The 14,933-nt window shown below is 62.9% G+C and carries 10 protein-coding genes and 1 pseudogene; 8 read left to right on the forward strand and 3 right to left on the reverse strand.

All coding sequences use genetic code 11. The features are described from left to right. Positions 1-140: pseudogene (locus tag ISP20_RS18005) on the forward strand (IS30 family transposase); the annotation flags it as partial. Between the two features lie 24 nt (positions 141-164). Here ISP20_RS18005 and ISP20_RS18010 read toward each other — a convergent pair. The 3 genes from ISP20_RS18010 to ISP20_RS18020 form a co-directional block, all read right to left on the reverse strand. Beyond that, a complete protein-coding gene (locus ISP20_RS18010) occupies positions 165-521 on the reverse strand; it encodes a hypothetical protein (protein WP_204637520.1) in 357 nt (118 codons plus the stop codon). 367 nt (positions 522-888) lie between these two features. Beyond that, positions 889-1,293 carry a lysozyme inhibitor LprI family protein gene (locus ISP20_RS18015; RefSeq protein ID WP_204637521.1) on the reverse strand — a complete coding sequence of 135 codons (405 nt, stop codon included), beginning with the start codon at positions 1,291-1,293 and terminating at the stop codon, positions 889-891. Between the two features lie 66 nt (positions 1,294-1,359). Next, a complete protein-coding gene (locus ISP20_RS18020; RefSeq protein WP_204637522.1) occupies positions 1,360-1,680 on the reverse strand; it encodes a hypothetical protein in 321 nt (106 codons plus the stop codon). A 301-nt stretch (positions 1,681-1,981) separates the two neighbouring features. Here ISP20_RS18020 and ISP20_RS18025 point away from each other — a divergent pair, with 301 nt between their 5' ends. The 7 genes from ISP20_RS18025 to ISP20_RS18055 all read left to right on the forward strand — a co-directional run bounded on the left by ISP20_RS18025 (position 1,982) and on the right by ISP20_RS18055 (position 14,876). Continuing rightward, a complete protein-coding gene (locus ISP20_RS18025) occupies positions 1,982-3,013 on the forward strand; it encodes a glucokinase (protein WP_338031032.1) in 1,032 nt (343 codons plus the stop codon). Next, a complete protein-coding gene (locus tag ISP20_RS18030; RefSeq protein WP_204637523.1) occupies positions 3,010-5,346 on the forward strand; it encodes a beta-N-acetylhexosaminidase in 2,337 nt (778 codons plus the stop codon). The genes ISP20_RS18025 and ISP20_RS18030 overlap by 4 nt, the downstream gene beginning before the upstream one ends. A gap of 193 nt (positions 5,347-5,539) precedes the next feature. Then, positions 5,540-8,740, forward strand: coding sequence for a TonB-dependent receptor (locus ISP20_RS18035; protein ID WP_204637524.1), 3,201 nt, complete (start codon positions 5,540-5,542; stop codon positions 8,738-8,740). A 13-nt stretch (positions 8,741-8,753) separates the two neighbouring features. Beyond that, positions 8,754-10,256, forward strand: a complete 1,503-nt coding sequence (locus ISP20_RS18040) for an APC family permease (protein ID WP_239536114.1) — start codon at positions 8,754-8,756, stop codon at positions 10,254-10,256. Positions 10,257-10,260: 4 nt separating this feature from the next. Then, positions 10,261-12,969: a glycosyl hydrolase 2 galactose-binding domain-containing protein gene (locus tag ISP20_RS18045; protein WP_204637525.1), complete on the forward strand. Its 2,709-nt coding sequence runs from the start codon at positions 10,261-10,263 to the stop codon at positions 12,967-12,969. Positions 12,970-12,979: 10 nt separating this feature from the next. Next, complete coding sequence (locus ISP20_RS18050) at positions 12,980-13,987, forward strand: LacI family DNA-binding transcriptional regulator (protein WP_204637526.1); 1,008 nt, start codon at positions 12,980-12,982, stop codon at positions 13,985-13,987. A 43-nt stretch (positions 13,988-14,030) separates the two neighbouring features. After that, complete coding sequence (locus tag ISP20_RS18055) at positions 14,031-14,876, forward strand: sulfotransferase family protein (protein WP_204637527.1); 846 nt, start codon at positions 14,031-14,033, stop codon at positions 14,874-14,876. Positions 14,877-14,933: the final 57 nt, after the last annotated feature.

The following is a 14,933-nucleotide window of genomic DNA, read 5'->3' on the forward strand; positions in this document are numbered from 1 at the left end:
CCAAAGGCACCGACCTATCGGGCTACTCGCAGGCTAAACTCGACGCCGTGGCCCGGGAGTTGAATGAGCGACCGCGCCAAACGTTGAACTTTGAAACACCGGCCGAACGATTCCAGCAATGTGTTGCGTTGACCGGCTGAAGCCGCAGTCGAAAGCGGACCTTCCTAACGTGTCAAATAGACGATCCACTGGAGCCAATACCCGCAGTAAAACAGAAGGGCGAAGCCTATAAGCCAGAGCAGTCCCCATGCGCGCCGGGTTCGCAGCAGGTAGTACGGCAGATATGGCAGCCAGAACAAGAACACTAGAAATCCGAACTCGAAGGGACGGTAGATGTTCTTTCGCTCGCGGCAGTCTAGATCCACCCAAAGTACGAGAAGGATGAGAAAGACCAGTGACCAGGTCGCCTGAAATGGCAATCCAACGAGGCGACCAACGCTGAACAGCACAGCCTCGTAGGCTCCGACTACCAGCGACAGTATGGCCAGGGCCAAAAGCAACACCTTGCTATTGAGTGCCACAGCGCCCCCTTTGCGCCCGTGGATTAGAGCGATGCTGCCGATCCCTTATGGAATCAGCCGTACCCAACAATATGAAGGGCAAAGCGTCGGCCGGCAACGTCTGCTTCGGATCGAGCGGACATGCGAACTAAGTGCGAACAAACGTCTTCATGTGTAAAAAAGCCCAGCCAATCCGATTAAAACGAACATGCCCGCTATGGCCGTTGCGCCTCCAACGGTTCCCGTTAGGAAGTAGCCCGCGACCCAGACAATCGCAACGATTGCTGCGCTTTTAGCCATCCAAGGGCTGCGCTTCTCATCAGATGACCTCATAAACGCCAAACCTTTGCCCCACTAAGGCCTACTTTGCCTGGACCGTCGCGCATCATCAGGGTCCATTGTCCGGAGCATCGGGAGAGCGCAGAAATTGCTGATCGAGTTGCTTGGTCCTTTGCTCCGTCAGCTCTTTCAAACAGGCATTTCGCATCAAGCCGCGGATGGTTCCTTGCTGCCAGCGGTCGTAGACGGCATTGCAGTTCGCGTCCCGAAACTTCACCCATGCCCGCTGCGCCTCTACCAGGTCGGCTCGGGTCGAGTAGCCGTTCGCCTCATCCTGGCTGCTTTTGAAGGCATCCAGGACTCGCTTGTACATTTCATTGAGCGCCAAATCCGCCTTCTGATAGTCCTTGTAAGCGCACTCGTTGATGTCTGGAGTCGTCATGGCCTTGTCGCAATCCATGGCCAGGCAGGCTGCCGGCAAGAGTGCCAAGAGCGAAACAAGTAGCTTCAACATGTGCACTCCGTTCGAAAGGTGCGCTTTGGATCGTATGCCGATGCTTGGTGGCGCCACCATCCGCACTCAACCGCCAAATGGATGAAAAAGCATAAGCATCCAGACGATCGTGTAACAGGTGAAGACGCGCGACGACGCAAAAGGCCAATAGTCACTGGCGGGCGATCTCCCGTGGACTGCTGCATGCCAGCCGAATCGGGCGAAGCAGAGCATGCCAGGCAGGCTGGCGAACAACTGCCACTGGAGCGAAGGTTGTTCGCGTGTCCAGATAGCGATGCCGGTACCGGCCAGAGCAACGACACTCGCCAGCACGATGAGTGCCGCAAGAATTCGAAACGGCCAGCGAACGGACTTTCTTGGTTGGATGGCTGATGACGCGATGTCCATTCCGATATCCCTTTCCCTCTGCAGACCCGATAACGCTCGCACAGCGAAGCGACCCGGCCCAGTGCCGGTCTCTGCCATGGGTCGAAAGCGGCCACGGTAGCGTATGCCAAGCCTTCGAGCCCGGGCCAATCGGCGTGGGCCGGGATGCCCTGGGCATCCGCAAACCCCGCCGCATCCCTCCCCCGGGCCATTTTCCGCCCATGCTGCGCCACCGCTTGACACCGGTGTCAATGTCGTTACACGCTGATGACGAATCCAATGCGGGGGCGCGCTGGACGTGGCACATAACCATTCGACTCGAGTGGCGGGGATAACCGCGATACCGTTTCTGGCGGCCGATATTGGCGGCACGCACGGGCGTGTCGCGCTTATGCGCGGCTCGCCAGGCGGGGCCGGCGGGGTGGAGACGCTCGCCTATCGCGTGTTCATGTGCGCGGAATTTCCCTCGCTGGCGGAACTGCTGCAGGCGTTCGTGGACGCCGAGGTGCGGACCCCGGTGAAGCACTGCGTGCTGGCATGCGCGGGACAGGCCATGGGCGAGGAGGTCGTGAACGACAACCTCGCCTGGCCCATCCAGCTGATGCCCCTGCGTCACGCGCTGGGCCTGGACGAGATTGCCGTGCTCAACGACTTCGAAGCGCTGGCCTATGCGCTCGATGGCTCGCTCGCCAACGACGGCCGCCATCTGTGCGGACCGAATGCGCATACCCGTGGACCGACCCTGGTGATCGGACCGGGCACGGGCCTTGGCGCGGCGGTGCACATTCCCGGCACCGGCGGCGGCTTCGTGCTGGCGACGGAAGCCGGCCAGATGGATTTCGCGCCGAACTCGGTCCGCGAGCGCGAACTGCTCGCGAAGCTGGCACCGGAAGGCGGCTACGTGCCGTTCGAGCACATCGTGTCGGGCCCCGGCCTGCTGTCGGTCTACGTGACGTTGTGCGCGCTGGATGGAACGACACCAACGCTGGCGGTTCCCGAAGCGATCACCACGGCAGCCGTAGCGCGCAGCGACGCAAAGGCAGTGGAAGCCGTGGAGATCTTCTGTGGTGCGCTGGGAAGTTTTACCGGCAACCTCGCAATGTCTTTCATGGCGACGGGCGGCGTGTATCTGGCCGGCGGCTTTCTCTCATCCATCGTCGAGCTGCTGAAGCGCAGCGTGTTCGAAGAACGCTTCCTGCATGGGCGCAGTGCGCGAGCGCTGCTGTCGCAAGTGCCCGTGTGGGTGACGGAGCACGGCCACCACGGCGTGCAAGGCGCGGCGCAGTGGTATCTCAGGCATGGCATGGCCGCACCGGGAGCGCTGCAACCGGCCGCGGCAGGCGGTGTGCCATGAAGCGCATCGCGACATCGGCTTTGCTTTGCTGCGCCGCCATGGCTTGGCTCGCCGCTACGGGCACGGTTATTGCCGCGCCTGCCGCCACCCCATGGTCATTGCTGCCGCAACCGGCGAAGGTCAGCCCGGCCGGTTCGGGTTCGGTGGATATCGCCGATGGTGCCGCCGTCTCGGTGCGCGGCGCGGATCGCGAACAAGTGCAGTCCATCGCGGAACGCTTCGCACAGCGCATCGCCGACACCCATGCATTGCATTTGCGCATGGCGGCGTCGGATTCGGCGCATCCTGCGATCACTTTCGAAGTGAACCCGGCCGTCGACGTGACGGACGATGCCGGCTATCGCATCACGATCAATGACGATGGCATCCGGGTCGCGGCACGCACGCCGCGCGGTGCGTTCTACGGCAGCGTCACCCTGTGGCAGCTGCTGACGCCTGCCGGATGGACGCGAGGCGCGCCGGTCAAGGTGGCCTATGGCGTCATCGACGATCATCCGCGTTTTGCATGGCGCGCACTGTTGCTCGACTCCGGCCGGCACTTCCAGAGCGTGGCCGAGATCAAGCAGCTGATCGACTGGATGTCGCTCAACAAGCTCAACGTGTTGCTCTGGCACCTCACCGAGGACCAGGGCTGGCGCCTGGAGATCAACAAGTATCCCGAGCTCACGAAAACCGGTTCGTGCCGCGAGGCCGCCGGCTTCGACAGCGATCTGACCGGTTCTGCGGACAAGCCTTACTGCGGTTTCTACACGCAGGCCGAGGCGCGCGAAATCGTGCGCTATGCCGCCGAGCGCTTTGTGGATGTGGTGCCGGAGATCGACCTTCCCGGTCATTCGCAGGCCGCCATCGCCGCCTATCCGTGGCTCGGCGTCACCGGCAAGCGTCCGGCCGTGTGGACCGATTGGGGCGTCAGTCCGTGGCTGCTAAAGCCCGATCAGAAGACCTTGCAGTTCGTCGATGACGTGCTCGATGAAGTGATGCAGCTGTTCCCGTCGCACTACATCTCCATCGGGGGCGACGAGGCGGACAAGCAGCAGTGGAACGCCTCGCCGGAGGTGCGTGCGCAGATGCACAAGCTCGGCCTGGCGAACATGGATCAGCTGCAGGGCTGGTTCATGCAGCAGATCGCCACGCATCTGGTCAAGCATGGCCGCACGCCGGTGGGCTGGGATGACGAGCTGGCTGCCGGCATCGCGTTGCCGACCTCGCAGGTGGTGATGTCCTGGCATGGCGACCACAACGAGCGCATCGCGTTGGCTGCCCTCAAGCAAGGCCACGATGTGGTCATGACGCCGCAGGAATCGCTGTACTTCGATCACGTTCAATCCGACCTGCCCGACGAATGGCCGGGGCCGCCGCCCGCGGGGACGTTGCGCGAGGCCTATGACACCATCGTCATCCCGAAGGGCGCGAGCACGAACGAAGCGCAGCACGTCATCGGCGTGCAGGCGGGCCTGTGGACCGAGCAGATGTCCACCTTTGCGCATGATCAGCACGCCGTATTCCCGCGTGTGGCGGCGCTGGCTGAACTCGGCTGGTCGCCCGCGGGCGCACGCGACTGGAACGGCTTTCTGCAACGCCTGCCGGCGGAGTTGGCGCGCTACCAGGCGCTGGGCATCGGCTACGCGGACAGCGCGTTCGCACCCGCCTATCAGGTGACTGCAGCGGCCAACGGCGGATTCCGGATCACGCTGTCCAATCAGGTGCGATTCGGCACGATCCGTTACACCACGGACGGCTCCGAACCGAACCCTAAGTCCACGGCGTACGACGCGCCATTCACGCTGCCGTCCAATGCAACGGTGCGCGCCACTACGTTTGCCGCGGACGGCTTCCCACTTGCCGCGCCGCGTTCACAGGTGCTGGATGCATCCACCTTGCTGAGCCGCGACGGCAGCGCACTGGCCACCTGTTCCAAGCAACCGCCTTCGCGCCTGCAGGGTGCCAAGCCGGCACAGGGAACCCGGCCCGTGTACTCGGTCGATATCGGCAATGCGTGCTGGCTGTGGCCGAATGCGCCGCTGCACGGCGTCACGCACGTCGAGGTGACGGCCGAGCGAATTCCATGGCGCTTTGGCGACGAAGCCAAGGACGCTGTGGTGCACGGCAAGACCGGCGCGGCCGGCGCCTTTGAGATCCACGCCGAAACCTGCACGGGTCCGCTGTTGGCCCGTTTGCCGCTGGACAACGCGGCGCAGGCGAAGGGACAGATTCGAGTCGATGCAAACGTTGCCATGCTGGTGGGGACCGGCATGCGCAATCTGTGTGTCTTCGCTACCGGCGATCCGCGCGATGGCCAGTGGGCGTTGGCACGCATGGCGTTTTCGAAATAGGCGGTACGCGGGACGGACGTCCCGTGCAGCAGTACTGAGCAAGCGGCGTTGGCTTTCGGAGCCAGGGCTGGGGAGAACGAGAAGCAGCATCACGACGGCGTGCGAACTCGCAGGCACCGCCGGGTTACACGCGTTTTTGCAATTCCACGGAGCACCTGAGGTTCGACAGGCAACACCAACGAGGCCCACGCCCATGTCCACCGTACTTCGCAAGCATCCATTGTCATTTGCCATCACCGTGTCGCTGTTCGCCGTCGTGTCGACGTCAGCGGCAGCATCGACCTTCTTCGATGCGCAGCAGGATGGCCAGTCCGCGCAGAGCACCACCACGACCACCGCGCCCCCGGCGCCGGACGCCAAGAAGACGGACGGCCAGGCGGCCACCGGCGATGCGTCCAAGAACGCCACCAATCTCTCGGCGGTCAATGTCACCGGCGTGCGCGCTTCGCAGATGCGCGCCATCGACGTGAAACGCGACGCCGCCAACATCCAGGACAGCATCACCGCCGAAAACATCGGCGCCCTGCCCGACACCACCATCACCGACTCGCTGCAGCGCGTGACCGGCGTGCAGATCAATCGCGACGCGGGCGTGGGTACCTCGGTGGACGTGCGCGGCCTGCCGCAGGTCGGCACCATGTTGAACGGCGAAGTGTTCATCACGGCGGACCAGATCGATTCGCAGCAGCCCGATTTCAGCATGCTGCCGTCGACGCTGTTCCATGGCGTGGATGTGATCAAGTCGCCGACGGCCAGCACCACCGACGGCGGCATCAGCGGCGCCATCGACCTGCATACGTACCGGCCGTGGGATCTGCCCAGCGGCTTTACCTACAGTTATTCGGCCAATGGCGAGCGCGGCAGCACCACGCAGCACACGGGACCGGAAGGCAACGGCCTCATTTCGTACAACGACAACGGGCACTGGGGCCTGCTGATCTCCGGCGACTTTTCCAATACGCGCCGCATGAATGCGACCGAAGGCCTGGACCAGTACGGCGTGGTGCTCAACGGCGAGAACGCCGCCAGTGCCGGCGGTTACAACGGCTTCCTGACGCCGTGGAACGGCGCGCCGATTCCGTCCAAGATCGTGCAGAACGCCGACGGCAGCGTGGATGTGAACGGCGACGGCAAATCCAACGGCGTGTTCATGGGCAGCCAGGACATCGGCCTCAACGACATCATCACCCAGCGCAAGCGCAAGTCGGGCAACGCATCGTTCCAGTTCGACTTCGGTAGTGGCCTGACCGGTACCGCCGACTACTTCTATTCCTCGCAGCGCGAGTACGACCGCAATGTCGGCATCCAGTTCAACTCCACCAACTGGCAGGGCGCCACCTACGTGCCGCTGCAGTCGCGCAATACCGGGGCACCCGCGCTGGGTTCGTACGGCACGCCGGAACCGGGCTGGGAAGGTTCGCAGTACTACACCACGCAGCAGTATGAAAAGTGGCCTGGCGACGTGGAGTCGTATTCGCAAATCATCCAGAAGAGTTCGGTGGCAAGAAACCTCAACCTGCAGCTGGACTACGACAACGGCGGCCCGTTTACGGCAAGCCTGCGCGGCATCCGCGACACGGCATCGCAGTCGTTCCAGGAATCGGACGTCAATATTTCCGACTCGGACGGCGCGCTGTGGCCTAACGTGCTGATGGACGGCGTGGACCCCAATTCGGTGCCGCCGGGCACCATGGTCTATCCCGCGCAGCTGGGCGGCAACCGAGTATTCAACGCCAACGGTATTCCACAGAACACCATACCGATCATCGCCAACTTCAACGGCCGCTATATCAAGGTCGATGTGCCGCCGTCGCTGGCCAACAACTTTGCCAACCCTGCCGACTGGACGCTGAAAACGCTGGAATCGTCGGGCGACTACAACCGGCAGGTCGCGCTCAACGCCTTGCGCTTCGACGGCAAGTACGATTTCCAGGACGGATTCAAGCTGGAATTCGGCGTACGCAACAGCATCCGCAGCGCCGACAACCAAGGCTGGACGCTGGAAGCACCGGTGTACGCCGGCATGGGGGCCAGCGATCCGGCAGGCTGTCTGGTGCGCTATGTCGGCGCCGACGTGGTGTTGAACAGCGGCTCGTGTACCGCCGGCAATGAGCAGGGCTATTTCCGCGCCGGACCGCTGTCGGCCATCTCGATGCCCAACACCGCCGCGCCGCTCGCCAACAACTTCAAGCAGTACAACAATCTGCTCGGCTCGGGCATCAACTTCTGGGCGATCGACCCCAATGCGATGGTCAACCCCATCGCTTACTGGAACTCGCTCTATCCGGGCACGCAGCAAGTGGCTGAGCCCGGCACCACCTGGGCCGTGCGCCTGAAGGAGCTGTCGGGCTACCTGCAGGGTGATTTCAACGGCACGATGTGGGACATGCCATTCAGCGGCAACGTCGGCGTGCGCCTGATCCGCACCAACCTCGATGTGACCCAGCACCTCAGCGGCGACCCGGGTGCCTATGGCGACGAACCGGCAGACGTGGGCACGGCAACGACCAAGCGCAGTTACCAAGACGTGCTGCCATCGGCCAACTTCGCGCTGGACGTCACCGACAGCTTCAAGGTTCGACTGGCCTACTCCAAGAACATGATGCCGCTGGACTTGAGCACCTGGGGCGGCGGTCTTCAGCTCAACTACTCGCTGGCGGAAACGCCGCAAGGGCCGATCTTCCGCGTATCCAACGGTACGTCCACCGGCAATCCCGACCTCAACCCGTGGCGCTCCACCAACTTCGGCGCTTCGGCGGAGTACTACATCAACGAAACCAGCATGCTCAGCCTGGCGCTGTTCCGCATCAACGTGGACAGCTTCATCAAGAACGGCAGCGTGACCAACTGTACGTTGCCGGATGAAGACGGCGTGGTGCGCGATCACTGCATCGTGATCACCCAGCCCGTGCAGGGTACCGGCAACTCCATCCACGGCGCCGAGTTCGACTACCGTCAGGGCTTCACCTTCCTGCCGAGCTTTCTGTCGAAGACGGGCATGGAAATCAACGCCACGTATGCGCCCAGCAATTCGGGTGAAACGGATCTGGCCGGCAAGAAGATCCCGTTCCAGGACAACTCCACCAAGTCGGGCAACTTCATCCTGTGGTACCAGGACGATCATTTCCAGGCGCGCCTGGCCTACAACTACCGCTCGCGTCGCGCGGTGATGGACAGCGTGGGCGGCATCACCGGTCTGGAAATGTACGAGGCGCCGCAGAAGTACCTCGATGCGTCGATCTCGTACAAGTTCAGCAAGTACGCCGAAGTGTTCCTGGACGGCACCAACCTCACCAACGAGTACCAGAAGTACTACCTGGTGTGGCCGGACCAGCCGGGACACTCCACGTTCTCCGAGCGCATGTTCATGTTCGGCGTGCGTGGCCAGTGGTGATGGAAGCATCTGTTTGACGGCTCGACGGCCCGTTCCCGTGTTCGCGGGAACGGGCTGGCGCAACACCATCGTTCGTCGGGGCAGCTCGATCGATCGTCCGCTCGCAGCTCAACACGACAAGGCAACCATGCAGGACTCCAGCACGCACCAGCCGGTTCGCGACAACGCCTTCCATCGCTCCATCGGCGTGTTCTCGGGCACCGCGATCAACATGACCCAGATGTGCGGCATCGGGCCGTTCATCACCATTCCCATCATGGTGGCCGCGATGGGTGGCCCGCAGGCGATCATCGGCTGGATCGCCGGCGCCATCCTGGCGATGGCGGATGGACTGGTCTGGGCCGAACTCGGTGCGGCGATGCCCGGTTCCGGCGGCACCTACGTCTACCTGCGCGAAGCGTTCCAGTACCGCACCGGCAAGCTGATGCCATTCCTGTTCATCTGGACCATGCTGCTGGCGATTCCCTTGCTGATGTCCACCGGCATCATCGGCATGGTGGAGTATCTGCAGTTCTTCTTTCCCGGCCTGGGCTGGTGGCCGCAGCATCTGATCGGCGTGGCGGCGACTGCCGTGGTCACCTGGCTGCTGTATCGGCGCATCGAATCGGTGCGCGCGATCACCGTTGCCTTGTGGGTCGTCATGCTGGTATCGATCATCGGCGTGGCGGCGGCGGGCTTCTCCCACTTCAACCCAGCGTTTGCGTTTGCCTTCCCGGCCGACACGTTTGGCGGGCATTTCTTCGTGGGGCTGGGCGCGGGCCTGATCATCGGCATCTACGACTATCTCGGTTACAACACCACCGCCTATATCGGCGACGAGTTGCGCGATCCCGGCCGCACCATGCCGCGCTCCATCATCATCTCGGTAATCGCGATGATGGTGGTCTACCTGCTGCTCAACATCAGCGTGCTTGGTGTGGCGCCGTGGCAGGAGATCGCCCAGTCCAAATCGGTGGCATCGCTGGTAGTGGAGCGCAGCTGGGGCCATCTGGCGGCCGCCGTGATGACGGTGCTGATCATCGTGACCGCCTTCGCCTCCGTGTTCACCGGCTTGCTGGGCGGTTCGCGCGTGCCGTTCGAAGCAGCGCGGGACAAGGTGTTCCTGTCCATGTTCGCGCGGCTGCATGCCAAGCACAGTTTCCCGCACGTGGCCCTGCTGACGATGGGCGTGGTGACGGCGATCGGCACGTTCTTCGACCTGAGCGAAGTCATCAACATGCTGCTGGCCGCCACCATCATCGTGCAGTCCATCGCGCAGATCGCCGCGCTGATCGTGCTGCGCAAGCGCCAGCCGGATCTCGCGCGACCCTATAAGCAATGGCTCTATCCCGTGCCCTGCATCATCGCGCTGCTGGGATGGATCTATGTGTACGTGTCCGCCACTCCCTTGTCGCTGATCCTCTCCAGCCTGTGGATCGTCGCCGGACTGGTGGTGTTTGCGATCTGGGCGAGGCTCAACCAGTCCTGGCCATTCGCGCCGGTTGAAGTACACGAAACCTATCTTGGGAAACCGTAACCCCATGCACATTCCAGCCAGGCACGCTCTTTGGATCATGATGGCGATGGCGGCATGGGCCGCATCGCAGGCACACGCCCAAACGCCTTATGTGTCGACGAAAGTGCCTGCCGATGCGGGCTCCATTACATCGATCGATCACTGGCTGATCCAGGACAGCGCAAAGGCGCAGGAAGCTGGCGAGAAGATTTCCTCGCCCAGCTATGCCACCAAGGAGTGGTACCCCGTCAGCGGACGCGCCACCGTGATGGCCGGGCTGCTGGAAAACGGCGTGTACAAGAACGACGTCTTCCATAGCGACAACTTGCGCGCCGTGCAGGTGCCAGACTGCAGCGGCAACCTGTTCGTGACGCCGTGGTGGTATCGCGCTGAGCTTGTTCTACCCAAGCAAGCGGCGGGTCGCCATACCGTGCTGCGCACCAACGGCGTGATTGCCAGTGCCGATCTGTGGGTCAACGGGCGTCTAGTGGTCGATCACGGCAAGCTCGCCGGGGCCTACCCCGTGCACGACTTCGAGGTGACGCAGTGGCTGCACGCAGGTAGCAATGTGCTTGCCCTGAGTGTTCAGCCGGGCGATCCACGGGTCAGTCTTTCGATGGGCTGGGTCGACTGGAACCCCACGCCGCCGGACAACAATATGGGCCTGTGGCGCGGCGTAGACGTCGTGCAGACCGGACCGGTCGCGCTGAGCTATCCGCACGTCGTGCCGACGCTATCGCCGGATCTGTCGCGCGCCACACTCGATGTAACGGTAGAGGCGAAGAATCTCGACACGGTGGCACACGATTCGACCGTCACGGGCACCGTCGCCGGCATTCCTCTGCAACAGACCGTGCACCTCGCGCCAGGCCAAACGCAGGTCGTTTCCTTTACACAGAAGTCAAACGCCTCGCTCGCGCTCGATCATCCGAAGATCTGGTGGCCCGTCGGCATGGGTGACCACCCGCTGTATCTGCTCGAGCTGAGCGCAGCCGTCGACGGCGCGAACTCCGACCGTGCCACGGCCAGCTTCGGTGTACGCAGCGTCAGTTCCAACCTGACCAAGCAGGGCTATCGCCAGTTCTTCATCAACGGCAAGCCCTTGTTGATCCGTGGCGGCGGCTGGGCGCCGGACATGTTCCTGCGCGACGACCCGGCGCGCATGGAAGCGGAATTCAGCTACGTGCTCAATCTTGGCCTGAACACTATCCGCAGCGAAGGCAAGCTGGAGAACCAGCGTTTCTATGACCTGGCCGACCGCTACGGCATCATGATCCTGCCGGGCTGGGAGTGCTGCGACAAATGGGAGTCGGCCGCCAAGACCGGCGGCTCGCCCTGGGACGATGGCGATATGCGAGTGGCCGCGGACTCGATGGCCACCGAGGCACGACTGCTGCGCAATCATCCGTCGGTGATCGGCTTTCTGATCGGCAGCGACAATCCACCGCCGCCGGCGATTTCCAAGCTCTATGTCGATACGCTGCGGGCGGCCGATTGGACCTTGCCGATCATCTCGGCGGCGGTGCCCAAAGGAACGCCTGAGGCCGGCCCGTCCGGCTTGAAAATGGCCGGTCCGTACGACTGGATTCCGCCGTCCTACTGGTATGCGAACAAGCTGGGTGGTGCCTTCGGTTTCGACTCGGAAGTCAGCGCGGGCGCCGATATTCCGCGTCTGGAAGACGTGCAACGCATGCTTTCTGCGCAGGAACAGGAAGCACTGTGGAAGTACCCGGAGGTACGCCAGTACCACGCCTCCGCCGACTGGTCGACCTTCGCCGTGCTCACTCCTTTCGACAAGGCCTTGGCGCAGCGCTATGGCGCTCCCACCGATCTGGCCGACTATGTGGCCAAGGCCCAGCTGGACAATTACGACAACGTACGCGCGCAATTCGAAGCGTTCAACGCGCGTATGGATGCGGCCAATCCGTCGACCGGCGTGATCTATTGGATGCTCAACAATGCGTGGCCGTCGCTACACTGGCATCTGTACGACTACTACATGAACCCGGCCGGCGCGTATTTCGGCGCCAAGAAGGCCAACGAGTTGCTGCATATCCAGTATTCGTACGATTCGCACGAGATCGTGCTTGTCAATCACACACTGGACGATGCGCACGGACTGCAGGCAAGCCTGCGCGTGCGCAACGTGGATGGCAGTGTGCGTTTCGAGAAGCATCTGCAGAACATCGATCTCACCGGCAATCACACCAAAGCAGTGGCGACGCTGCCTGCCATCAGTGGCCTCTCACCCACCTATTTCATCGAGCTTGAACTGACGGCGGCCGATGGCAAGCCGGTGAGTCGCAACGTCTACTGGCTGTCCACGCGAGCGGACGTGCTCGACTGGGCGAAGTCGAACTGGTACCTCACGCCGTTGACGCAATACGGCGACCTGACCGCGCTGAAAACCTTGCCGGCCGCCACCAGCGAAGTCCACGCCACCACGCAGCGCGACGGCAACGACGACGTCACCACGGTCACGCTGTCGGTGCCCGCATCGTCCAAGGCCGTTGCGCTGTTCCAGCATATATCGATCAAGCGTGGCGCACAGGGCGCGCTTGCGCTGCCGATACGCTGGACTGACAATGACGTGACGCTTTGGCCGGGTGAATCGATCGTTCTGACCGCGCGATATGCCGCGCAGGGAACGGCCGATCCGGTGGTCGAAGTAAGCGGTTGGAACGTTCCGGTCCAGAGCGTTGCGGCTGGCGCCACGCACAGTACAGATCATTGAAGAGGGTCCCATGTCGCGCGTGACCATTAACGATGTCGCTCGTGCCTCGAACACCTCGAAGAAGACTGTATCGCGCGTGCTGAACAACGAGCCGAACGTGCGCGACGAAGTGCGCGATCGCGTGCTGGCGGCCGTGGCGGAACTCAACTACCGGCCGCTCACCTCGGCGCGCAGCCTGGCGACGAACCGTTCCTTCATGGTCGGCCTGCTCTACGACAACTTGTCGCCGAGCTACATCATGGAAGTGCAGGCGGGCGTGCTGGAGGCGTGCGAGGCCAGGCAGTACAGCATGATGGTGCAGCCACTGGTCTCGACGGCACCGGATTTCGTCGAGCGTGTGGAGAGCATCCTCTCGCGGCACCAGCCCGACGGCCTGATTCTCACGCCACCGATCACCGATCATCCGAAACTGCTCGAACACCTGCGCAAGATCGGACTTCCGTTCGCCTCGATTGCGCCACGCCAACCCAAGGGCTGCATCGGCGTGATGTTGCGCGAGCGCGAAGCCGCCGCGGCGATGGTGGAGCATCTCGTGGCATTGGGACATCGGCGCATCGCGCATATCCTGGGCGATCCCAAGCACGGTGCAGGCATCTGGCGCCTCGCCGGCTACCGCGATGGCCTGAAGCGCGCGGGCTTGAAGGAAAACCCGGCGCACATGGTGCAGGGCCAGTTCTCGTTCGAATCCGGTGTGGCTGCCGCCCGCCGATTGCTGAAATTGAAGCAGCGGCCCACCGCTATCTTCGCGGCCGACGACGATATGGCCGTGGGCGCGATATGGGCCGCGGCGGAGGCCGGCGTGTCGGTTCCCAGCGAGATGTCCATTTGCGGCTTCGACGACACCACCATCGCCACCCAGGTATGGCCGCTGCTGACCACCGTCCACCAGCCCGTTCGCGAGATGGGCAAGCGGGCCACGGAGGAGCTGCTGCTTCGCGTGCTGGGCAAGGGTGAGGCCCGCATGGTTGAAGTCGGCTATGAGATGCGCATGCGCGCCTCGACGGCAGCGGCGCCCTGAGCTGGCATAGTGCAACCTTAATTCGACTATCTGGAGCCTCCGCATGCCCGCTACGCCCGACGCCAGCAAGCCACCGCGAAAGTTCCATTTCATTTCCGGTCTGCCGCGCGCCGGCACCACCTTGCTGGCCGCGATCCTCAACCAGAATCCGCGCTTTCGCGCCGGCATGACCAGCCCGCTGGCCGACATCATGGGCGTGGTGATTGCCGAAGCGAGCAGCAAGAACGATTTCTCGTTCGATGTCTCCGACGATCAGCGTGTCGCCCTCTTGCGCGGACTGATCGAGAACTTCTACTCGGTGGAAGGCGGCACCGAGGTGGTGTTCGACACCAGCCGGTTGTGGTGCAGCCGCATGCAGTTGCTCAACACGCTGTTCCCTGGCGTGAAGGTCATCGCGTGCGTACGCCAGCTGGCCTGGGTGCTGGACAGCATGGAGCGGTTGGTCCGTAGGCAACCCGTGAGCGTCAGCAAGGTGTTCCGCTTTGACACCAACACCACGGTGTACTCACGCATCGAGGCGCTGACCGATCCGCGAGGCATGGTGGGCTTTGCCTACCAGGCCACCAAGGAGGCCTTTTATGGCGAGTACGCGCAAGACCATCTGCTGATGCTCACCTACGAAAGCCTGGTCCGCGACCCTGCCGCTGCCGTGCGTGCCGTCTATCAATTCCTCGGCGAACCCTGGTTCGAACACGATTTCGACCACATCGAATACAACGCGGACGAATTCGATGCGCGCGTGGGCATGCCCGGCCTGCATTCCGTGCGGGCAAAGGTGGAGGCGGTCGAACGCCAACCCATCCTGCCCCGCGAGATCTTCGGGCGCTTCGCCAACGAGGCGTTCTGGATGGATCCGAAGAACAACATCAACCAAGTCACCATCGTGTAGTTGCGCGTAAACGATTCCGCATCGAAAGGCCGCCCCGCGCGGCCTTTTTCGTATCTG

The organism is Dyella kyungheensis (assembly GCF_016905005.1).
Classification (GTDB): domain Bacteria; phylum Pseudomonadota; class Gammaproteobacteria; order Xanthomonadales; family Rhodanobacteraceae; genus Dyella; species Dyella kyungheensis.